Source organism: Sorangium sp. So ce145 (assembly GCF_051525985.1).
In the GTDB taxonomy this organism is placed as follows: Bacteria; Myxococcota_A; Polyangia; order Polyangiales; family Polyangiaceae; genus Sorangium; species Sorangium cellulosum_B.
The window spans coordinates 3874588-3895652 of the sequence record NZ_CP150315.1 but is presented as its reverse complement, the minus strand read 5'-3'; the positions used below and the strand labels follow the sequence as shown (position 1 = coordinate 3895652).

Annotated in this window: 16 protein-coding genes; 5 read left to right on the top strand and 11 right to left on the bottom strand. The window is 73.2% G+C overall.

The annotated features are described in order from the left end of the window. Positions 1-30 precede the first annotated feature (30 nt). The 4 genes from lon to WMF34_RS14790 all read right to left on the bottom strand — a co-directional run bounded on the left by lon (position 31) and on the right by WMF34_RS14790 (position 6397). The gene (gene lon / locus WMF34_RS14805) at positions 31-2445 is read right to left on the bottom strand and encodes an endopeptidase La (protein ID WP_012235470.1); all 2415 of its coding nucleotides are present in this window, start codon (positions 2443-2445) and stop codon (positions 31-33) included. A gap of 52 nt (positions 2446-2497) precedes the next feature. Continuing rightward, positions 2498-3349, bottom strand: a complete 852-nt coding sequence (locus tag WMF34_RS14800; protein WP_157906679.1) for a hypothetical protein — start codon at positions 3347-3349, stop codon at positions 2498-2500. A 76-nt stretch (positions 3350-3425) separates the two neighbouring features. Next, positions 3426-5381: a hypothetical protein gene (locus WMF34_RS14795; protein ID WP_437993685.1), complete on the bottom strand. Its 1956-nt coding sequence runs from the start codon at positions 5379-5381 to the stop codon at positions 3426-3428. A gap of 5 nt (positions 5382-5386) precedes the next feature. After that, positions 5387-6397 carry a PEGA domain-containing protein gene (locus tag WMF34_RS14790; protein WP_437993684.1) on the bottom strand — a complete coding sequence of 337 codons (1011 nt, stop codon included), beginning with the start codon at positions 6395-6397 and terminating at the stop codon, positions 5387-5389. Positions 6398-6572: 175 nt separating this feature from the next. Here WMF34_RS14790 and WMF34_RS14785 point away from each other — a divergent pair, with 175 nt between their 5' ends. Continuing rightward, positions 6573-8342, top strand: coding sequence for an OmpA family protein (locus WMF34_RS14785; protein WP_437993683.1), 1770 nt, complete (start codon positions 6573-6575; stop codon positions 8340-8342). An 88-nt stretch (positions 8343-8430) separates the two neighbouring features. After that, positions 8431-10527, top strand: a complete 2097-nt coding sequence (locus WMF34_RS14780; RefSeq protein WP_437993682.1) for a thrombospondin type 3 repeat-containing protein — start codon at positions 8431-8433, stop codon at positions 10525-10527. Positions 10528-10545: 18 nt separating this feature from the next. Here WMF34_RS14780 and WMF34_RS14775 read toward each other — a convergent pair whose 3' ends face one another. The 4 genes from WMF34_RS14775 to WMF34_RS14760 all read right to left on the bottom strand — a co-directional run bounded on the left by WMF34_RS14775 (position 10546) and on the right by WMF34_RS14760 (position 15765). After that, positions 10546-11394 carry a hypothetical protein gene (locus WMF34_RS14775; protein WP_012235464.1) on the bottom strand — a complete coding sequence of 283 codons (849 nt, stop codon included), beginning with the start codon at positions 11392-11394 and terminating at the stop codon, positions 10546-10548. Positions 11395-12125: 731 nt separating this feature from the next. Continuing rightward, a complete protein-coding gene (locus WMF34_RS14770) occupies positions 12126-13034 on the bottom strand; it encodes a hypothetical protein (RefSeq protein WP_437993681.1) in 909 nt (302 codons plus the stop codon). Continuing rightward, complete coding sequence (locus WMF34_RS14765; protein WP_437993680.1) at positions 13031-14146, bottom strand: PEGA domain-containing protein; 1116 nt, start codon at positions 14144-14146, stop codon at positions 13031-13033. Before WMF34_RS14765 ends, WMF34_RS14770 begins: the two co-directional genes overlap by 4 nt. Further along, positions 14143-15765 (bottom strand): serine/threonine-protein kinase, encoded by a 1623-nt coding sequence (locus WMF34_RS14760; RefSeq protein WP_437993679.1) that lies wholly within the window; start codon positions 15763-15765, stop codon positions 14143-14145. Before WMF34_RS14760 ends, WMF34_RS14765 begins: the two co-directional genes overlap by 4 nt. A 168-nt stretch (positions 15766-15933) precedes the next feature. Here WMF34_RS14760 and hisB point away from each other — a divergent pair, with 168 nt between their 5' ends. Further along, positions 15934-16521, top strand: coding sequence for an imidazoleglycerol-phosphate dehydratase HisB (hisB, locus tag WMF34_RS14755; protein ID WP_044964903.1), 588 nt, complete (start codon positions 15934-15936; stop codon positions 16519-16521). A gap of 3 nt (positions 16522-16524) precedes the next feature. Then, entirely contained in the window at positions 16525-17202 is a 678-nt protein-coding gene (gene hisH / locus WMF34_RS14750) for an imidazole glycerol phosphate synthase subunit HisH (protein ID WP_012235455.1), read from the top strand. Between the two features lie 19 nt (positions 17203-17221). Here hisH and WMF34_RS14745 read toward each other — a convergent pair whose 3' ends face one another. Then, on the bottom strand, positions 17222-18172 hold the full coding sequence (locus WMF34_RS14745) for a sensor histidine kinase (protein ID WP_437993678.1): 951 nt from the start codon (positions 18170-18172) through the stop codon (positions 17222-17224). 381 nt (positions 18173-18553) lie between these two features. Between WMF34_RS14745 and WMF34_RS14740 the strand changes: the two genes are divergently transcribed. Then, complete coding sequence (locus tag WMF34_RS14740; protein WP_012235453.1) at positions 18554-19030, top strand: pyridoxamine 5'-phosphate oxidase family protein; 477 nt, start codon at positions 18554-18556, stop codon at positions 19028-19030. 76 nt (positions 19031-19106) lie between these two features. Here WMF34_RS14740 and WMF34_RS14735 read toward each other — a convergent pair whose 3' ends face one another. Both WMF34_RS14735 and WMF34_RS14730 read right to left on the bottom strand, forming a co-directional pair. Continuing rightward, positions 19107-19793 (bottom strand): HAD-IB family phosphatase, encoded by a 687-nt coding sequence (locus tag WMF34_RS14735; RefSeq protein WP_157907617.1) that lies wholly within the window; start codon positions 19791-19793, stop codon positions 19107-19109. A 156-nt stretch (positions 19794-19949) separates the two neighbouring features. Next, complete coding sequence (locus WMF34_RS14730; protein ID WP_044964900.1) at positions 19950-20987, bottom strand: aldo/keto reductase; 1038 nt, start codon at positions 20985-20987, stop codon at positions 19950-19952. Positions 20988-21065 lie beyond the last annotated feature (78 nt).

The window sequence follows — 21065 nt, the reverse complement described above, 5'->3', positions numbered from 1 at the left end:
GCGGGGAGGCGCTCGTGGAGCGCCCTCCCGCTACACCCCCGCCTGCTCCTCGAGCTCCTCCGGCGACGCGCTCTGCGCCGGAGCGCGCCGCGGCGGCTCCAGCACCAGCGGCAGGATCTCCTCCATCGACGACACCATCGTGATCTTGATCTGATCCTTGACGTCCTGCGGCACGTCCTCGAGGTCGCGCCGGTTCTTCGCCGGGATGAGCACGTGCCGGATCCCGGCGCGGTGGGCCGCGAGCAGCTTCTCCTTGACGCCGCCGACCGGCATCACCCGCCCGCGCAGCGAGATCTCCCCCGTCATCGCGACGTCGCTGCGCACCGGCGCCCCGAGCAGCAGCGACGCCACCGCGGCGAACATCGTCACGCCCGCGCTCGGCCCGTCCTTCGGCGTCCCGTGCTGCGGGATGTGCACGTGCAGATCGATCTCCTTGAGCCACTCCGGATCGAGGTGCAGCCGATCGGCCTTGCTGCGCACGAAGCTCACCGCCGTGCTCGCCGACTCCTGCATCACGTTCCGCATGTTGCCGGTGAGCACCACGTTGCCCTTGCCCGGCATCTTCGTCGCCTCGATGAAGAGGATCTCGCCGCCCGCCGGCGTCCACGCGAGGCCGGTCGCGACCCCGGGCTGGAGCGTCCGCTCGGCGATCTCGGGGCGGTGCTTGTGCGGGCCGAGCACCTGCTCCACGTGCTCGGGCGTCGCCACCTCGCGCACGTCGTTGCCCTCGGCGACCTTCACCGCCGTCGCGCGGCACACCGCCGCGATCTGCCGCTCCAGGCCGCGCACCCCCGCCTCGCGCGTGTAGTGGTCGACGACCGCCTCGATGCCCGGCTCCGTGAACTCCAGGCGCTCGTCCGTGAGCCCGTGCGCCGACAGCTGCTTCGGCACCAGGAACTCCCGCGCGATCCCCAGCTTGTCCGTCCGCGTGTAGCCGGGCACCTCGATGACCTCCATGCGGTCGACGAGCGGCCCCGGGATCCCGTCCCAGTTGTTCGCGGTCGCGAGGAACATCACCTGCGACAGATCGAACGGCAGGTCGAGGTAGTGGTCCTGGAACGTCGAGTTCTGCTCCGGATCGAGCACCTCCAGGAGCGCCGCCGCCGGATCGCCCCGCAGGTCGACGCCCATCTTGTCGACCTCGTCGAGCACGAGCACCGGGTTCTTGGTCCCCGCCTTCTTCAGCGCCTGCAGGATGCGCCCGGGCAGCGCGCCCACGTACGTGCGCCGGTGCCCCCGGATCTCCGCCTCGTCGCGCACGCCGCCGAGCGCGATCCGCTCGTAGCGGCGCCCCATGCTGCGCGCGATCGACTTGCCGAGCGACGTCTTGCCGACGCCGGGCGGCCCGATGAAGAGCAGGATCGGCCCCTTCTTGTCGGTGCGGAGCTGCCGGATCGCCGAGTACTCGACGATCCGCTTCTTCACCTTCTCCAGCCCGAGGTGATCCTCGTCGAGGCAGCGCCGCACGCTCTCGACGCTCAGCTTGTCCACCGTCGTCTTGGACCACGGCAGATCCGCGATCCACTCGAGGTACGTCTTGGTCACGTTGAACTCGGCCGACTGCTGCGCCATCGAGCGCAGCCGGCTGAGCTGCTTGCGGACCACCTTGTCGACCTCCGCCGGCACCTTGGCGCGCCGGATGCGCTCGCGGAGCTCCTCGATCTCGTCGTCGTCGCCGCCCTCGCCGAGCTCCTCCTTGATCGACTTCATCTGCTGCCGGAGGATGTACTCGCGCTGCGACTTGCCCATCTCCTCCTGCACCATGGAGGAGATCTCCTTCTTGACCCGCAGCACCTCGAGCTGGCGGCCGACCATCGCGAGCACGAGGCGGACGCGCGCCTTCACGTCGAACGCCTCGAGGATCTCCTGCTTGTCGCCGACCGAGGCCTGCGCCTGCGGGAAGTTCGAGGCGATCAGATCGGCGAGCGCGCCCGGCTCGCGCACGTTGTCGAGGATGCCCGCCGTGTCGCGCGGCAGGTTCGGCATCAGGCCGAGCACCTCGCGCGTCGCCTCGCGCAGGCCCGCGCCGAGCGCCTCGAGCTCCACGTCGCGCACGAGCGACTCCGGGATGCGCTCGATCCGCGCGCGCATGTACGGCTCCAGCGAGAACGCCGACTTCACCCGGAAGCGGCCGAGCCCGTTCAGCACGACCGAGTAGTTGTTCGGGCCGAGCCGGATGACCTTCACCACGCGCGCGACGGTCCCGACGGAGTAGAGCTCCTTGAACGTCGGCTCGTCCACGTCGGGCGACCTCTGGCTGATCACGCCGACCAGCGCGCGCTCGCGGCCGAGGAGATCCTCGACCAGGCGCACGCTCCGCGGCCGGCCGACGTTGATCGGCACGACCGACATCGGGAACAGCACCGAGTTGCGCAGCGGGAGGATCGGGACGCTATCCGCGTCGGGCGAGGGAGGCGTTCGCGAAGAAGGATCGCCGGTCGGCATGCAGACAACCCTAGTACAGCGCTCTTCTCGAAGCCATGACGCGGGCGCGCCGCTAGAAGTCCTTGATCTTCCAGACCCCGTGCTCGCGCGTGAAAGCGACCGTGCCGCCGGCGCCATAGGCCATGGACGCGCTGTCCCCGGTCTCCTCGATGGTCGCGGTCGGCAGCGCCGCCTTGATCGCCTGGACGACCCGGTTGATCTGCTCCTTCTGCGGCCCCTCCCAGGCGCTCTTCAGCTTCTCGGGCGTCAGCTGCGCCGAGGCGGCCGCGGCCTTGACCGTCCCGGGCCGACCGCCAGGCTTCTGCGCCGCGTCAGCTCCCGCGGTCCCCGGCGCGGCTCCAGGTCCGGCGGGCTGCGCCGGGCCCTCGCCGCCGGCGCGCGCGGAGCCCGCCTCGGCGAGCGCGCTTGCCTCATCGGGCGCGGCGCCCGCGGGCTCGACGAGGCCTTCCCTCTCGGCGTCGGGAACGTAGCGCATGATCACGTCGTAGCGCCTCCGCTCGAAGGCCCGCAGGAACCCCACCAGCGCCTGCCGGGGCGTCGCCTGACCGTAGAGATCGACCGCCGCCGCGTCGAGCCGCCAGCGACCGCCCTCGAAGACGAGCAGGAGCTCCTCGCCGTTCGGCATGGTGACCGTCGCCGTCACCACCGGATCGGCCGCGGGCCGCGCGATGGCGCGGGCGATCTCGAGCGCGTCGTCCGGGTTGTCCCGCACCGCGCGCCGGAAGGCCTCGAGCGACATCGACCGCTTGGCCTCGTCCGAGAGCAGCCGGTAGGCCGCGTCGACGCGCCCCTCCTGGAGCGCCTGCGCGTAGGCCCGGAGCGTGTCGCTCGGGCCCTGCTGTGCGTAGCTCGATCCGCACGCCGGGAGCGCGAGGGCGAGCAGGAGAAGCGCCGTGCGTTTCACGGATCGCGCCATAGCACACGCGGCGGCGAGCGCGCAGATGGCGCCGCGCCGCCCCCTGCGCTCGCCGCCGTCCCCGTCACTTCGCGCGCTTCAGCACCGCCCCGTCCTTCACCGGCGCGCCGTCGCTGCCGTCCGGCGATCCCTCGTTGATCCAGTAGACGGTCGCCTCGTCCACCGCGATGTCGCCCGGCCGCGCCTGCCCGGAGGCCAGCACCTCCTGCTCCCCGCCGCCCTTCGGCATGCGCACGACCGTCCCCGCGTCGCGCCGCGTCCAGTACACGTGCCCCTCGTCCACCGCGAGGCCGTTCAGCTGGCCCTGATCCGACACGATCTCCTCGGGCGCGCCGACCTCCGCCCCGCTCAGATCCGCCCGGAAGACGCTGCCGCCCTCGAAGCTCGCCCAGTAGACGGCCGCCGCGTTCCCCTCCCCGTCCACGTCGAGCGCGATCTCCCGCGGCGTGCGCTGCTCCGCGGCGACCGTCACCGAGGCCTCTCCCACGCGGCACGCCACCGCCCCGTCGGTCCTGCCCAGCGTGCCCTGGTACGTCCAGCACACGGTGTCCCCCGCGCTGGCCACGCGGTAGGGCGACGAGAACGCCGTGCCGGTCGGCGTCAGCTCCTCCGGCGCGCCGAGCTCGACCTCCGCGCCGCTGCCGCTCAGCTGCGCCCGGAACACCCCGCCTCCCCAGAGCTCGGTCCACGAGAGCGCGCCGCCCGAGAGCGCGAGCCCCTCGGGCTGCTCCAGATCCGCGAGCAGCACGCGCGGCTCGCCGCCCGCGAGCGGGACCACCCGCAGCGTGCCGTCCTCCGCGTTCGTCCAGAAGGCCACCTGCCGCGCCTCGTCGATCGCGAGATCCCGCGGCGAGGCCTGCGTCGCGCCGAGGATCAGCGGCTCGCCGCCGTCCACGGGCGCCGTCTTCAGCGCCCCGTCCTCCCGGGCCATCCCCTCGCCGTCGAACGTGGCGCCCGCGATCCACGTCACGCCGCCCGCCGCCACCCGCAGCGACACCGGGTGGACCTGCGCCACCGCCACGGGGACGGGCGCCGACGCGTCGGGCTCCGTGGACGCGCCGCCCATCAGCGCCGACCAAGGGCCGCACGTCGGCAGATCCGTGCCCTTCCTGCGGCACTGCCCCTCGCCCGCCGCCGCGATCGCGAGCCCCGCGAGCTTGCCGCTCTGCGCCCGCCGGCACACCTCGACCGGCAGCCGGAGCACGTTGCCCGCCTCCACCCGGAAGCCCGCGTCGCTCTCCGCGTCGAGCGGCACGAAACACGCGGTCTCGCCGCAGATCCCGCCGCCCTGCGTGAGCAGCGCGACGTTCACGTCGCCGCTCGGCGCGGCGGCCCGGCAGACGGTGCCGTCCGCGGCGAACGCCTCGAGATCGACGGGCGCCGACGCGGCGGCGGCGAAGCACCGCAAGGTGTCGAAGCAGAGCCCATCGCCGTCGCCTGCCCCGCCGCCGAACACGGTCACGGCCTCGTAATCGGGCAGCTCGCGCGAGTCGACCTCGCGCGGCACGCACGAGCCGGCGACGCAGCTCTGGCCCTCGGGGCAGCTGTTCTTGACGAGCACGTTGCCCTCCGCGTCGCGCAGCGCGTTGCCCTGCGCGTCGCGCTCGACCTCGGCCGAGCCGTCGCACAGGAACTGGATGGGCATGTGCAGCGTCGCCGTGCGCCCCTCGGGCACGGTCGTCAGCACCTCGCGGAGCAGGCGCACCCCGTCCTTCCCGCCGCGGCTCGCGATGACGCGCACCCGGAGCGCCTGCGACGGGTCGTCGGGCGTGAGGAAGCCCAGCGTCGCCGGCAGGAGGATCGATCCCTCGCTCCCGAGCCGCTCGAACGTCTCGTCGTAGACGACGGACCCGTCGAGCGTCGCCTCGATCCGGACCGTATCGATGTCCTTCGGCAGCGACATGTCCGTCTGGAAGACGACCATGAGCTGCCCCTTCTCCCCGCCGCAGCCCGACCCCGCCGCCGCCGCGAGCGAGAGCAACACCGCCGACATCGGTCCCGTCCGCTTCGTCCGTTTCATCCGCATCAACGTCTCCCTCCGAAGCCGAGCGGGACCGTGCCCAGGCTGCCCTGCTCCGCCGGCGTCCCCGGCTCGAAGAGCAGCGAGCCGGCGACGAGCGCGCCCGCGAAGATCGCCGCGCCGCCGCCGATCCAGAGCCACTTGCTCGCGCCGCCCCGCTGCGCGGCGCGCTCCAGCGACACGTCGATCCGGCGGCGCTCGTCGTCGCGGACCAGGATCTGCGCCTCGTGCGGCGTCATCCCCGGCGCCGTCACCCGCAGCGCGTGGGTCCCGCTCTGCACCGAGCCCTCCCAGCGGCCCTTGCCCACCACCTTGCCGTCGATCGCGATGAGATCGTCCGGCCCCGCCGCGATGGCGAGCCGCCCCCGGTGCACCGCCCGGTCGAGCTGCGCCACGAGCGCGACGCTGTCGCCGCCCACGACCTTCACCTGCCGGACGAAATCGACGAAGCCCGGCTTCGACACGCGGATGCGGCGCTCGCCGATGTCGATCGGCACCGGCGCGGCGAGCGGCGTCGTCCCGACCGGCTCGTCGTCCACGAACACAGCGGCCCCCGGCTCGCTCGCCGTGATCGCGAGGAGGGACACGAAGATCCCGGCGGCCTTGAGCAGATCGGCGATGTCCTGCCTGTCGCGCGCCGACAGCGCGGCGCCCCCCTCGGCCTCCAGCCGGCGCAGCGTCGCGAGCATCGACGCGTAGCGCCGCAGGTTCTTCTGGCAGAGCGCGATCTTCCAGAGCAGCCGGTGATCGCGCGACAGCTCGTAGGCGCGCTCGTACCGCGCGAGCGCGCCCGCGTAGTCGCCGTCGTCGAACAGCGCCGCGCCCGCCCCGTGCTCGGCCCTGGCCATCCCGGTCAGCGACTCCGCGAGCGGCGTCTCCGCGGGCGGCGTCCCCGCGGGCGTCGTCCCCGCTGGCGCGGCGGGCGCCGGCTGGGCCGCGGCGACGCCCGCCGCGAGCCCCACGCCGAGCGCGGCCGCGGCGGCGCGCCCCCAATGGCCCAGGTGCTTCCCTCGCATCGATGCTCCTTGCTGGCGGAGGCGCGCCGCGATGGCCGCGCCCCGACTCTCCGACTCTCCACCTCGGATCACCGCGATCCTACCCGATGCACGCGCCGCACGAGCAACTGTTGGAAACGTCTCGGACAAATCGCCTTTGCTCCGCTCGCGGTGGCGGGGATACCATCCGGCGCCCATGAGAGGCTTCATCACGGTGGGCGCGGCGCTCGCGGGCGCGCTGATCGGCATCGCCCTCGGCCCGTCCTCCGCGCGCGCGGAGGGGCCTGGCGCCGTCGCGCTCAGCCGGTTCGAGCCGACACCCGCGGGTGATCCGCTCTTCGGTGTGCCGTCGCCGTTCATCGGAGGGCACCTGGTCCCGCGCGGGCTCGCCCTGTTCGACCACGCGGAGGATCCGCTCACGCTCGGAGGCGGCGGCTCGCCGGAGCGGGCGATCGTCGGCAGCCAGTCGCTCCTCCACGTCGGCGGCTCCCTCTCGCTGTGGGATCGGCTGCTCGTCTCGGCGTCGCTGCCGCTCGCGCTCGCCCAGAGCGGCGACGGCGCGGCGGCGGCGGCCGGCGCGGGCGCGCCCGAGGCGCCCTCTTCCCCGGAGCTCGGCGATCTGCGCCTCGGCGTGCGGGTCCGGCTGCTCGGCGACGACGGCGACCCCTTCCAGATCGGCACGAGCGCGTCCCTGCACCTGCCCACGGGCAGCTCGGACGCGTACGTCGGCGAGGGCGCGGTCCGCGTCACGCCGCAGCTCCTGCTCGGCGGGCGCATCGCGCGCGTCGTGTGGAGCGTCGCGGCCGGCGCGGTGATGCGGAGCTCCGAGAGCCCCTCGACGCTCGCTTATGGCGGCGGCGCGGGCGTGCTCCTCTGGGACGAGCGGCTGCAGCTCGGCCCGGAGGTGTACGCCGAGACGATGCTCCAGGGCGGCTCCCTGTCGCTCACCGCGCGCGAGCGGGTCGAGGTGGAGAGGACGACGAGCGCCGAGCTCCTGCTCGGCGCCCGGTTCCGCCCGTTCCGCCCGTTCCGCCCCCTCGCTGGCCTCGTCGTCGGGGCGGCCGCCGGTCCGGGCATCGGCGACGCGATCGGCACGCCGTCGTTCCGCGCGATGGGGACGGTGGCGTGGGCTCCTCCGGAGCCGCCGCCCGCCGGCGCGGCGGACGCCGGCGCGAACGCGGATCCGGACATGGACGGCATCCCCGGCGCGCGGGACGCGTGCCCGTACGCGCACGGCCCGGCGAGCGCCGACGCGAAGAGGAACGGCTGCCCCGTCGAGGACGAGGACGAGGACGGCGTCGCCGATCAGGACGACCTCTGCCCCCGTACGGCCGCGGGCCCCGGGGGCGGCGATCCGTCGCGGCGCGGCTGCCCCGCCGACCAGGACGGCGACGGATTGCCCGACGCGCTCGACGCGTGCCCCGCGGAGAAGGGCGACGCAGCGGGCGGCGCGACGCGCCCTGGCTGCCCCCCTGCTCCTCGCCAGCCCACGGACCAGGACGGCGACGGCCTGCCCGACGACGCCGACGCGTGCCCGCGCGAGAAGGGCCCGGCGAGCGGCGACGCGCGCGCGAGCGGCTGCCCGACGCGGGTGCGGGTGCAGGGCGAGCAGATCGTGCTGCTCGAGCCCGTCGTGTTCCGCGTGCTGAAGAACGACCCGGCGCCGATCGATCCGAAGAGCGAGGCGGTGCTCGCCGAGGTGCGCGACGTCATCGGGCAGCACCCGGAGTGGGTGAAGATCGAGGTCTCCGCGCACACGGACGGCGCCGGCAACGCCAGGTTCAACGAGACGCTCACGACCGCTCGCGCGGAGGCCGTGCGCCGGTGGCTCGTCGGGAAGGGCATCGCGGCCGAGCGGCTGGTCGCGAAGGGGTACGGGGCGAGCCAGCCGATCTCGGACGACAGGAGCGCGGCCGGGCGGGAGAAGAACCGGCGCGTGCAGCTCCTCGTCCTGGAGAAGAAGTAGCCGGCGGGCGGCGCCGGAGCGCTGACGAGCGCGTCAGGCCGTCCGGCGCGGCCCGGGGAGCGAGAGAGGGATGATGAAGCGAACCGTCATGGCCACAGCAGTCGGCGCCGCGCTGGCCCTCGCCGCGGCGCCGCGGAGCGCGGCGGCGCAGTGCACTGTCACAGGGCCCGTTCAGGAGCTCGTCGATGGTCTCAACTTCCGGTGGGACGTCGGGACGGAGGGGGTGATCAGCGACGGGACCAATGACGCCTTCGACAGCGGCATGCTGCTTCGGGTGGACGGGGTCGCCTTTCCTGCCTCGCCCCGGGCGGAGGAGATGGACGGGCGGCAGCTCGTCCACGGGCCGGCGCTCCTCGGCGATCTCGAGGTCACCCGGAAGGTGTACGTGCCGACCGACGAGGGCTGGGCGCGCTTCCTGGAGATCCTCCACAACCCCACCAGCCGAGAGCGGGCAACGGTCGTGCGGATCGAGACGAACGTCGGAGCCGACCGCGGCACCACCATCACGCAGTCGCACACCGGCGATCTGGACTTCACGCCGGAGGATCGATGGCTCGCCACCGACGACGCCGCCGACATGGCGGGGGATCCGAGCCTCTTTTTCAATTTCCACGGGCCTTCCGCGGCGATCGCCCCGGGGAGCGTCGGGATGGCCACCTTCGACTGCGCGGAGACGCAGGGGCCCGTCGTCGAGTTCACCCTGCTGCTGCCGCCCGGAGCGACGCGGGTCGTCATGCACTTCGGCGGCCAGCGCGCGAGCCGGGCCGATTCCCACGCGGGTGCGGCCCACCTCGACGCGCTCCCGGCGCCGGCGCTCGCCGGGATGTCGGCGGCCGAGCGGGCCTTCGTCGTCAACTGGGACGTGGACGGCGACGGCGACGACGACGGCGTGAAGGACCTCGACGACAACTGCCCGTCCGCGCCGAACCCGGCTCAGGCCGACGCCGACAGCGATGGCGCGGGCGACGCCTGCGATCCCGACGACGACGGCGACGGCGTCCTCGACGGCGACGACAACTGCCCGCTCACGCCGAACGCCGATCAGTCCGACCTCGAGGGGGACGGCGCGGGCGACGCCTGTGATCCCGACGACGACGGCGACGGGGTGCCCGACGACGTCGACAACTGCCCGTCGGCGCCCAACGCGGGGCAGGAGAACAACAAGGACGAGTCGCCGCCGGACGAGCGCGGCGACGCGTGCGACGACGACGACGACAACGACGGCCTGGGCGACGAGGCCGACAACTGCCCGCTCGTCCCCAACCCCGATCAGGCCGACGCCGACACGGACGGCCGGGGCGACGCGTGCGACCTGAACGCGCTGGACAGGGACGACGACGGCGTGGAGGACGGCGTGGACAACTGCGTCTCCGTCCCGAACCCCGACCAGTCCGATCTCGACCGCGACGGCGAGGGCGACGCGTGCGACGGCGACGACGACGGCGACGGCGCGCCCGACGACGGCGACAACTGCCCGCTCGCGGCGAACCCGAGCCAGAGCGACGTCGACGCCGACGGCTACGGCGACCGGTGCGACGACGACGACGACGGCGACGGCGTACCCGACGCCGACGACAACTGCCCGTTCCTCTCGAACGAAGGGCAGGAGGACGCAAACGGCGACGACGTGGGCGACGCGTGCGACTGCAGCGCGCCGGCGAAGCCCGACGGCACGCCCTGCGACGACGGCGACCCCTGCACCCGGACCGACGCCTGCGACGGCGGCGTCTGCAAGGGCGCCGATCCGGTCGTGTGCGCGCCCTCCGGGGACGTCTGCACCTCCGCGCGATGCCACCCGAGGCACGGCGAGTGCGCGCTCTTCCCCAACGAGGGCGCCCGCTGCCCCGGCGGCACCTGCGTGGCCGGCGGCTGCGTGCCCGATGACGCCGGCAGCGGAGGCGGCGGCGCGGGCGGCGAAGACGGGGCGGGCGGCGGTGACGCGGGGGCAGGCGGCGGCGACGCGGGCCCGGGCGGCGGCGACGCGGGCCCGGGCGGCGGCGGAGGCCACGGCGGCGAAGGCGGCTCTGGCGGCGAGGGCGCCGCCCCCAGGCCGCTGCGCGGCGACCCCCGGGCGCACGGCAACGGCTGCGGGCTCGCGGCGGGTGTCGACGGGGCGGCGGGCTCGGCAGCGGCATGCCTCGCCGCCGCGGCGCTCGTCGCGCGGTGGCGGCGGCGGCGCGGGTGACGCGCGCCGCCGGCCGCGTCACTCCACAGGCGGGCTGACCCCGGGCGCGCCTCCGGCGGCGGCGCCCCCCTCCCCCGCTGCCGCCGGCTGGCGAGGCCCCTCGGCGCCGGCGCTCCCGGCCTTGCCGCTGGCGTAGCGCCTGCCGGCTCGCTCGGACGCCTTCAGGACGGGGCCGCGGATCGTCTCGATGGCTTCCGCCGGAGCGCTGGAGATCTCCAGGTTGGAGAGCACCGCGGCGACGACGCGGAGCCATTGATTGCGCGCGGCCAGGATCGTCGCGTTCACGACCGGCGCGGTCTTCTCCTTGGCGGCGAGCGCGTCCCGCCGGTGCTCGATCGTCGAGAGCTCCTTGCCCGACGCGATCCACCGCTGCACGGTGTGGAGCAGCGTCGTCTTGCCCGGCGCCGGGATCGCCTTGAGGAACGCGGCGGTCGAGGGCTCCTCGTCGAGGAGCCGGCCGATCCGCGCCGTGTTGCCCGACTCCGCGGTGGGCGACGCCTTGATGATGGCGAGCCCGGTCGGGAACAGTCTGGCCTGGGCCTGATCACACGCCTCCGCCCCCCCGACGTCCGGCGGCTCCTCCGCCAGGCAGTGCTCGCGGTGCGCGTCGATGCCGTACGAGACCGCCTTGGCCAGGTGATCGTGGCGCTCGTCGACCTTCGAGAGCTCGTCGTTCAAGGCCGTCATCGCGGCGGACACGCCCGTCCTGCTCGGGCGAACCGCCAGCACGGCGCCGTGGACCTCGGCCACCTTGTCGTGCAGCCCGGCGATCTCCGGGATCGACAGGAACAGCCGCTTCCGCTGGGCATCCTCGATCCACGGAGCGACGAGGGCGACCATCTCTTCAATCATCAGGTGTTTCAACATGGGACAGACCTCCACGTGGGGGACAGCGTGTCGTGCCAGGGAAGCGCCGGTCTCGTGTCCTGTCGATGACACCCGATTACAGGAGCAACCGCGGAGCGCGCAGCGCGGCCCCAAGGCGCGCCTCGGGGTGACCGACGCGACGTGACGGCCCTCACCGGCGCCCGTCATGGGCCGAGGCTCACAGGAGCCGGAAGGCGGCCCCGATCTGGCGCGCAGCGTAATTTTGAAGGGAAGCCCAGGTGTGGACCTGGGCTCCGCGATGTCGGCAAGGTCCTGGGAAGATCGCGATCTTGGCGGCACGTCGAAATCCGGCGCTCGGGCAGATCGCGACCTGGGCGAGCGCCTGGCGACGAGCGTCAGCTCAGGTCACGTTCTCGACGGGACACCCGATTTCGAGCGTCCTCCCGGATCGCGACCTGCCGGAGCACCGGACGACGAGCGTCAGCGCAGGTCACGTCCTTGACGGCGGGTCGCCATCGACCGATCTCCCAGGTCGCGACCTGCCGGAACGCCGGACGACGAGCGTCAAGTCAGGTCACGCTCTCGCCGGCACATCGATATCGAGCGCTCGCCCAGATCGCGACCTGCCGGAACGCCGGACGGCGAGCGCTCGGCTGGGTGGAGGGGGTACTTCGGCCGAAGACAGGGTGTTTTGAACCGCCAAGTCGCCAGAAGACGCCAAGATGTTTTTGTTGTTCTTGGCGTCTTCTGGCGACTTGGCGGTTCCATCATCACGGCTTCGCGGAGCCCGACGCCGACCACGGCCCGCACGTCGGCAGGCCCATGGTCTTCTGGACGCACGCGGCCGTCACCGGCGACGTCACCACGGCCGCGATCTTGCCGGCGGCCACCTGATCACAGACGGCGGTCGGCAGCTGGATCCGCCCGTCCTCCGCCACCCGGAAGCCATCGGCGCTGCCCGCGTCGAGCGCCACCAGGCAACGGTCGTCGTCATCGCAGATCCCGTCGCCCGCGGCGGTCTCCAGCGCCACGTTCAGCGGGACCCCGGCCTCGCCCGCGATCGAGCACGCCGCGTCGACCTCCGCAGGCGTCGTGCCCTGGAAGCAGGCCGTCACGTCGAAGCAATCGCCGTCGCCGTCGCCGTCGCCGCCGCCATAGACGTCCCCGGGCGCGTAGTCGGGGAGCGCGCCCGCGTCGACCTCGCTCGACACACACGCCCCCGCGACGCAGGTCTGCCCCTCCGAGCAGTGCTTGTTCACAACGCCCCCGCTCTCGTCGCTCTCGCCCGAGTCGTCGCAGAGGAAGTTGAGCGGCAGCGTCAGCAGCGCGACGCGGTCCTTCGGGATCCTCGTGACCGCCTCGCGCAGGATGCGCGGCGCGCCGAGCTCGTCTCCGATGAGGGCGCTCACCTTGATCCGGATCGCGTCGCCGCCGCCGTTCGAGGAGTAGAAGCCGATCGTCGCCGGCATGCGCGCGGCGGCGTCGGGCTTGCCGAGCCGCTCGTAGGACGCCGAGAACTTGGGGGTTCCGCCCTCGAACACCTGCACCTGGAGGGCGCTGAAGTCGTCGGGCATGGCGAGATCCGTCGAGACGGCGAGCATGATCTCGTCCGGCGGAGAGCACCCTCCCACAGCGACGGCGACGAGCGCGGCGAGCGCCGCCCGGGCGGCGGCGCTCATCGGCCACCCCCGAAGGGGATCGTGAACGTGGCGCCGCCCTTCCGGGCCAGGGAGACCGAGCCGGGCGACGTGCGGCCGTCGACCGGCGGCTCCGGGCCGAAGACCCCCGTGGCGACCAGGACCGCGCCCGCGGCCACCAGCACGCCGCCGCCGATCCAGAGCCAGGTCTCGACGTTCCCTTGCTTGGGCTGCGGGACCAGCGTGACCTGCACGCGGCGCGTCTGGTTATCCTGGATCATCACCTCGGACTGGTGCGTCACCATGCCGGACGCCGTGACGCGGAGCGCGTGACCGCCGCTCGGCACAGGGCCGTCGTAGCCGCCGCGGCCGACCACGCGACCGTCGATGGAGATGACGGCGTCCGGCGCCGCCGTGACGATGAGCCGCCCTTGATGGACCTCTTTCTCCAGCGTGGCCGTCACCGTGACCTCGCCGCCGCCCGTCACCTGCTGGGAGACCTCGACGTCCTTGAAGCCCTTCTTGGTCACCCGGATCTTCCGGGTGCCGACGTCGAGCAGCACGGGCTCGCTCAGCGGCGTCCGGCCGACCTCCTCGCCGTCGACGAAGACCGTGGCCCCCGCCTCGCTGGCCTTCAGATCGAGCCGGCTCACGTAGGCCTTCGTCGCCTCGATGAGCGCCGCGGCGTCCTTGCGATCCTGCTCCCCGAGCTGGGGGCCGGCGTCCCTGAGGAGCCTCTCGACCGTCCCGAGCAGGCGCGCGTAGCGCTTCAGGTTCTTCTGGCAGAGGGCGATGTTCCAGAGCAGCCGCGGGTCGCCGGAGAGCTCGAAGGAACGCTCGAACTTGATGATGGCGTTGCGGTAGTCGCCGTCGTTGAAGAGGATCCGCGCGGCCTCGTACTCGGCCTTGGCCTCGCCGGTGAGCGTCGCGGACAGCGGCCCCTGGACGGCAGGCGCGCCCGCGGCGGGCGCCGGCTGCGCTGCCGCGGGCGCCGGCTGCGCTGCCGCGGGCGCCGGTTGCGCTCCCGCAGGCGCCGGCTGCGCTGCCGCGGGCGCGAGGGCCGCCAGCACGGCGCCGCCGAGCGCGACCGCGGCGCCGGCGCGCAGGCTCCTGCTGCTCCACGGCGGGAGCCGTTCGCTTCCTGGCCAACTCATCTGGGCTTACCTTTGTCGTTCAGCACATCGAAGATGCTCCCCGGCTGCGCGGCGGTCGCGGTCGCGGTCGCGGTCGGCGCGGCGGTCGCGGCCGGTGGGGCCGAGGGCGCGGCGGTGGGCTTCGGCCGAGGCCCCGTGGCGAACGGCGTCGCGCTCGCCGGCGCCTTCGGCCCGGCGGTCGACAGCGGCGCCGCGGTGGCCACCGGCGCGGCGGTCGCCACCGGGGACACGGTCGCTGACGGCGCCGCGGTCGCCGGCGGCTGCGGCTCCGCGGTCACCTCCGGAGGCGCGACCGGCGGGGGCGGGGCCGGCGTCGCGGGCGCCGAGGGCTCGGCGGAGGCGGTCGCCGACACGGCGGACGGGTCGGCGGGAGGAGCGTCCGCGCCGCCATGGAACGTGACGAAGCGCAGGATCCCGCCGATCACCACGGCGGCGCCCACCACGGCCAGCGCGAGCACGACGCCGCTCCGCGAGCGCGTCCCGGGCGCGGCGCCGCCGGCCGTCCAGCCGGGCGCGGTGCCCGCCGGGCCGGCGGTGTGGCCGGCCGCGCCGCCCGCCGTCGCGCCGGCAGGCGGCGCCGCGCTGTGCCGCGCGGTCGCCGCGGGGACGCCGCTCGCGCGCTCCTGCGACGTCTGCCAGGGGGGCGGCGTGCTCATGCGCTCGCGCACGGAGCTCGCCCGCTCCCGGAAGGAGACCGCGGGGACGAGCCCCAGCGTCCGCTCGATCCGCTCCAGCGAGGCCAGCGCGAGCGGAGGCCCGAAATCGACGATGGCGCCCGCGAGCTCGGCGACCGACTTGAAGCGCTTCGCGACGTCCCTCTCGAGGCAGCGCAGGATCGCCGCCTCGAGGCCCGGCGGCAGGTCGCGCCGGAACGTGGTCGGGGGCGGCGGCGGCTCGGTGTTGATCATCAGGATGAGCTCGGACAGCGAGCTCGCGTCGAAGGGGACACGCGCGGTGAGCAGCTGGTAGAGGATGGCGCCGAGCGACCAGATGTCCGCGCGCGCGTCGACCGAGCGCGCCGAGCGCATCTGCTCGGGCGCCATGTAGAGCGGCGAGCCGAGCACCATCGCCGTCTTCGTCAGCCCGAGCTCCGGCTCGGCCCCGGCCGTCGACGGGTCCGCGAGCGCCTTCGAGATGCCGAAGTCGAGCACCTTCACCATGCCGCTGCCGTCCGCCGCGCGCGTGAGGAAGAGGTTCGCCGGCTTGAGATCGCGGTGGATGATGCCGGCCGCGTGCGCCTCGGCGATGGCCTCGCAGGCCTCGAGCACGTAGCCCACGGCCTCCTCCAGCTCGAGCGGGCCGCGCCGCCGCAGCGTCTCCTGGAGGTCGCTGCCCTCCAGGTACTCCATCACCATGAACGGCGCGCCCGTCTCGAGCGTCCCGACGTCGAGCACGCGCGCGACGTGCTCGCTCTTCAGGCGCACCGCCGCGCGCGCCTCGCGCACGAAGCGCTCCACCATCTCGTCGTTGGCGCCGGGGTGGAGCAGCTTGATGGCGACCCGCTGGTGGAGCTGCTCGTGCAACGCGGCGACGACGACGCCCATGCCGCCTTGCCCGAGGATGCGCTCGACCCGGTATTTCCCCGATAGAATTTGACCTTCGGTGACCGGTGAGCTCACGGACGCTCCCGCGCTGGGGCTGCCTCCAGGGCGCCACCACCGCCACGTTATCCAGGGGGCCACCTTATGCGATCCGGCGCTCGCATCCAAGGCCATTGCCGCGTTGCCTGCCACGTCATCGGGATCACGCCGCTTCCCTTGCCGCGAAGGGCGACTACCCTACGCGCCATGCCCCGCATCGCCAACGTCGAGCGCAAGACGCGCGAGACCGACATCCGCATCGAGATCGATCTCGACGGCCAGGGCCGCTCGGAGATCAAGACGCCGCTCCCCTTCCTCACGCACATGCTCGATCAGATCGCCCGCCACGGCCTGTTCGATCTCACCATCCACGCCGAGGGCGACGTCGAGATCGACGGCCACCACACGACCGAGGACTGCGGCATCACCCTGGGCACGGCCGTGCAGAAGGCGCTCGGCGACAAGGCGGGCATCGCCCGCTACGGCGAGGCGACGCTCCCCATGGATGAGGCGCTCGCGCAGTGCGCGCTCGACCTCTCCGGCAGGCCGTACTTCGTCTGGCGCGTGCCGCTGCCCAAGGCGAAGCTCGGCACCTGGGACGTCGAGCTCGCCCCGGTGTTCTTCGAGGGCTTCGCGCGCGGCGTCGGCGCGAACCTCCACGTCCGCCTCATCGAGGGGGACAACCTGCACCACATCGTCGAGATCTGCTTCAAGTCGTTCGCCAAGGCGCTGATGAAGGCGACCCGGATCGAGCCGCGCGTCGCCGGCATCCCGTCCACCAAGGGGAGCCTCTGAGCCATGCAAGCCATCGCGCTCGTCGATTTCGGGATGGGCAACCTGCGCTCCGTGGAGCGGGCGCTCCAGAAGGCCGCCGAGGACGCCGGCGCGCCGTGCGCGGTGACGCGCACGGGCGACCCGGAGATCATCGGCCGGGCCGACAAGGTGGTGGTGCCGGGCCAGGGCGCCTTCCGCGACTGCGCCGCGGCGCTGCAGAGCGGCATCGGCGAGGCGCTGCGCGCGCAGATCCGGAAGGGGACGCCCTACCTCGGCATCTGCCTCGGCATGCAGGCGCTCTTCGACGGGAGCGAGGAGGCGGAGGGCGCGCGCGGGCTCGGCGTGTTCCCCGGCACCGTCAAGCGCCTCACCCCTCAGCCGAGCGCGGCCGAGGCGGACGCGGCTCCCGGCGAGCCCTGGGTCGGGATCAAGATCCCCCACATGGGCTGGAACCGCATCGCGTTCGCGCGCGAGGTAGAGGGCCCGCTCGCGGTGTTCGCCGGCGAGCGCCCCTTCGTCTACTTCGTCCACAGCTACCACGCCGTCCCGCTCGACCCCGCGCTGGTCGCGGCGACGACGGAGCACGGCCCGCACCGCGTCACCGCCGCGATCGAGCGGGACAACGTCACCGCGACGCAGTTCCACCCCGAGAAGAGCCAGGCCGCCGGCCTGCGCCTGCTCGCCCGCTTCCTGAACGGCTGACCCGCCCGCGCGCGTCGCGTCAGTGCGCGCGCAGCAGGCGCTGGTGCACCTGCTTGACCTGCGCGAGCTTGAGGTGCGCGCCCAGGGGCAGCTCGGGCGGGCGCGCCCCGCCCGCGCCGCGCCCGCGCCGCGCCCGCGCCCGCGCCGGGCGCGAGCGGGGAATCGGCGAGGAGGAGGAGATCGACGAGGAGCGCCGCGCCGCCCTCACCCGCTGCGGCCGCCGCGGGGCGAGCGGGAGATCGACGATGAACGCCGCGCCGCAGCCGAGCTCGCTCTCGACGCGGATCGCGCCGCCGTGCGCGCGCGCCGCGACGTGCGCGATGTACAGGCCGAGCCCCAGGCCGCCGAAGCGCTCCACCGGGACGGCCCGCTCGAAGCGCGCGAAGATCCGCTCCTGGTCCTCCCGCGCGATCCCCATGCCGTGGTCGCGCACGATGAGCCGCGCCCGCGCGCGCGACGCGCGCACCTCGATCGAGATCGGCTTGCCCTCGCCGAAGGTGAGCGCGTTCTTGATCAGGTGGAACGCCATGCGCTCGAGGTGAGACCGGTCCCACCAGCCGATCACCGGGCCCTCGGCCGCGACCGAGATGGCGCCGCACGCGGCCGGCCGGTGCGCGACCGCCGTCGCGACCACCTCGCGGATGAGCCCGACGAGATCGACCGGCTCACGGGTCGGGGCGCCGTGGGCCAGGCCGCCGTGCCTCGCCTGGAACATGTCGTCGCAGAGCCGGGCGAGGCGGCCGAGCTGACGGTCGAAGACGATCAGCATCGCCGCCGCCCACGCCGGGGTCTTCTCCGGCTCCTGCTGGCTCATTCGCTTCGTCAGCTGGAGCTGCAGGAGGAGCGATGTCACGGGCGTCCTGATCTCGTGCGCGGCGAGCACGAGGAAATCTTCCCGGATCCGGGCGGTGTCATCCCGGATCGGGACAGCGGGGATACGAGGGTCGACGTCGTCCAAAAACGCGGTCATGGCAGAGCCTGCTGGGCGGAGTTGTGGTGTGCCCCCGCGCCCGCGAACGCATAGAGTGTGCCGCCCGGGAGGGCCCGCAGATTGGCACTTCTGGCGGCAGGAGAGCGCCCCATCTGCCGAGCGGACGCGCGTCAAGGCGTCGCATCGCGCCGTCCACTGCGCAAAAAACCAGCGATGTGCGCCGAGCCGCCTGGACGGCACTGCCGCGCGCGGCGCCTCGGGTCACGCCGGAGCGCCGCCAGGCTCCGGCGGTACACGGGTCAGGGCGCGCCCCTGCTTGCGGGCCGGGGTCCGCGGAGCAGCTTTGTCCGCATGCAACACCAGAGTGAAGAGCAACACCGGAGTATAGAGCCGGGGGCCAGGGCTCAGGTCCGCGGATCCATGAGCGAGCTGCACGCGCTCCTCAGGGAGTTCGACACCGCGATGCTCGTCACGATGACCCCCGAGGGGCTGATGCGGGGGCGGCCGATGGAGATCCAGGAGCCGGCCGAGCTGATGGACTGCGATCTCTGGTTCGTGACGGAGGACGAGGCGGCGAAGACAGGCGAGATCGCCCGCGAGCACCAGGTGGCGGTCTGCTGCTACAGGCCGCGGGATCGGGCGTACATCTCGATCTCGGCGCGCGCGACGATCGAGAGGAACGAGGAGAAGATCCGGAGCCTCTGGAAGCCCTCGTGGAAGGCGTGGCTGCCGGCCGGCCCCACCCACCCTCACGCCGCCCTCCTGAAGCTCTATGTCGAGCGCGCCGAGTACTGGGAGCCCGAGGGCGGGCGGCTGCGGGTCCTCTACGAGAAGGCCAAGGCGCTCGTCCAGCGGAGGTCGGCGGAGGACAAGCTGAACCCGCCGAAGCACATCTGAGCCGCGCCCGCGGCGGCGATCGAGCAGGCGTACCCCGAAGCGAGACGGTCCTCGGGCCGGGTGAAGCTCGGATGGATCAGCCTGGTGTCGGCGTGGCGTCGGCCGCGCGCCGCGCGCGCTCCCCGTCAGGGGCGCCGCTGCCCTCGAGCGCCGCGCAGATCTCGGCAAAGCCGTCGAAGGGTGTGCACGGTACCCCGTCGCGGGAGCAGAGCACGTCGAGGGCGCTGTCCCGCACAGCGAACACGCGATCGCAGCGCCGCGCCGCGGGGTAGTCCAGCCGGCCGTCGCCGATGTAGACCGTGGAGGTCTCGCCGGTGGCCGCCTTCAGCTGGTCGAGCACGCGGATCTTGAAGTCCTCGCCGGGGCCGAGCGGCACCGTCTCCGGCACGGTCACGCGCCAGCGCCCATCGAAGACGGCATCGAAGCAAGAGAACGCGGTGCCCGGCGGCAGGAACTCGCGGATATAGAACGGCAGGCCGTGGCTGATCACGTGGAACACCCACGACCGGCGGGCGCACAGGGCCAGGAGATCCTCGAAGCCCGACCGCAGCTCGGCGTGCGGGCGCAGCTCGGCCAGGAGCTCGGCGGCCGGGCGATCCACGTCGGCGTAGCCGCGGCGGAGGAGCTCGAACGGCGTGAGCTCGCCGGAGGCGGCCGGCGCGAGCAGCACCTGCCGCCAGTCATAGCGAAGATGGGCGTCCCAGATCCGGTTCGTCAGATCGTCGCAGGTGATGGTCCCGTCGAAGTCGCAAAGAATGAGCACGACCGCTGATTTGCACGCCGCCACGCCGGACGCCACCGCCGTGCCACGCGGGCCGGCCCTCGCCACGGGATCGCCTTCCACGGCGAGGGCGCGGTGCGCGCCCGGAGCCGGGCCTCCGCGCAGGATCAACCGCCGGTCGCGACCAGGCCGCGACCGTCAGAGCGCGACAGGGAACGGATTGCGCTCGCTGAACCCGGTCTGGTGAAAGTAGGGATAGGGCAGCTTCGCCTTGCTCGCGGCGTCCAGCTTCGCGATGTGCTCTGGCGCGAGGTTCCAGCCGACGGCGCCGAGGTTCTGTCGAAGCTGCTCCTCGTTGCGAGCGCCGATGATCACGTTCGCGACGCTCGGCCGCTGCAGCAGCCAGTTGAGCGCGATCTGCGGGACGGTCTTGCCCGTCTCCTTCGCCACCGCGTCGAGCGCGTCGACCACACCATAGAGGTACTCGTCGTCGATCTGAGGCCCCCCCTCGACAGACAGCTTGTTCCGGAGCCGGCTGACCTCCGGCAACGGCTGCCCGCGCCGGATCTTCCCCGTGAGCCGCCCCCAGCCCAGCGGGCTCCAGACCACCGCGCCGACCTTCTGATCGAGCGCCAGCGGCATCAGCTCCCACTCGTAGTCGCGCGCCACCAGCGAGTAATACGCCTGGTGCGCCACGTACCGAGAGAGACCATACTTCTCCGACACGGCGAGCGACTTCATCAGGTGCCAGCCGGAGAAATTCGAACATCCGAGGTAGCGGATCTTCCCCGCTCGCACGAGATCGTCCAGCGTGCCGAGCGTCTCCTCGAGCGGCGTGACCGCGTCGAAGCCGTGCAGCTGAAAGAGATCGATATAATCCGTCTGCAGCCGGCGCAGGCTCCCCTCGATCGACCGGATCAGGTGGTACCGCGACGAGCCGACGTCGTTGGGGCCCTTGCCGCTCCGGAACGTCGCCTTGGTGGAGAGGATGACCTTGTCGCGCCTGCCCTTGATCGCGTGGCCGAGGATCTCCTCGGCGAGCCCGTCGGAGTAGATGTCGGCCGAATCGAACATGTTCATCCCGGCCTCGAGCGAGACGTCGACCAGCCGAGTCGCCTCGGCCACGTCGCTCGCGCCCCACCCCCGGAAGAACTCGTTGGAGCCGCCGAACGTCCCCGTTCCGAGGCTCAGCACCGGTACCTTGAAGCCTGACCCGCCGAGCTGTCTGAACTCCATGAATCGCCTCCGCGCCAAATGGGGACAACCTCTGAGCGCAGGGGCAGGAGCGCCGGACACCAGGCTCTCGCCCCCTTG

Coding starts and splice junctions, on each gene's coding strand:
- hisB (WP_044964903.1), top strand. CDS start 15,934: ATGCCCCGCATCGCCAACGTCGAGCGCAAGACGCGCGAGACCGACATC.
- WMF34_RS14765 (WP_437993680.1), bottom strand. CDS start 14,146: ATGAGTTGGCCAGGAAGCGAACGGCTCCCGCCGTGGAGCAGCAGGAGC.
- WMF34_RS14790 (WP_437993684.1), bottom strand. CDS start 6,397: ATGCGAGGGAAGCACCTGGGCCATTGGGGGCGCGCCGCCGCGGCCGCG.
- WMF34_RS14780 (WP_437993682.1), top strand. CDS start 8,431: ATGGCCACAGCAGTCGGCGCCGCGCTGGCCCTCGCCGCGGCGCCGCGG.
- WMF34_RS14740 (WP_012235453.1), top strand. CDS start 18,554: ATGAGCGAGCTGCACGCGCTCCTCAGGGAGTTCGACACCGCGATGCTC.
- WMF34_RS14730 (WP_044964900.1), bottom strand. CDS start 20,987: ATGGAGTTCAGACAGCTCGGCGGGTCAGGCTTCAAGGTACCGGTGCTG.
- WMF34_RS14775 (WP_012235464.1), bottom strand. CDS start 11,394: ATGTTGAAACACCTGATGATTGAAGAGATGGTCGCCCTCGTCGCTCCG.
- WMF34_RS14795 (WP_437993685.1), bottom strand. CDS start 5,381: ATGAAACGGACGAAGCGGACGGGACCGATGTCGGCGGTGTTGCTCTCG.
- lon (WP_012235470.1), bottom strand. CDS start 2,445: ATGCCGACCGGCGATCCTTCTTCGCGAACGCCTCCCTCGCCCGACGCG.
- WMF34_RS14745 (WP_437993678.1), bottom strand. CDS start 18,172: ATGACCGCGTTTTTGGACGACGTCGACCCTCGTATCCCCGCTGTCCCG.
- hisH (WP_012235455.1), top strand. CDS start 16,525: ATGCAAGCCATCGCGCTCGTCGATTTCGGGATGGGCAACCTGCGCTCC.
- WMF34_RS14770 (WP_437993681.1), bottom strand. CDS start 13,034: ATGAGCGCCGCCGCCCGGGCGGCGCTCGCCGCGCTCGTCGCCGTCGCT.
- WMF34_RS14785 (WP_437993683.1), top strand. CDS start 6,573: ATGAGAGGCTTCATCACGGTGGGCGCGGCGCTCGCGGGCGCGCTGATC.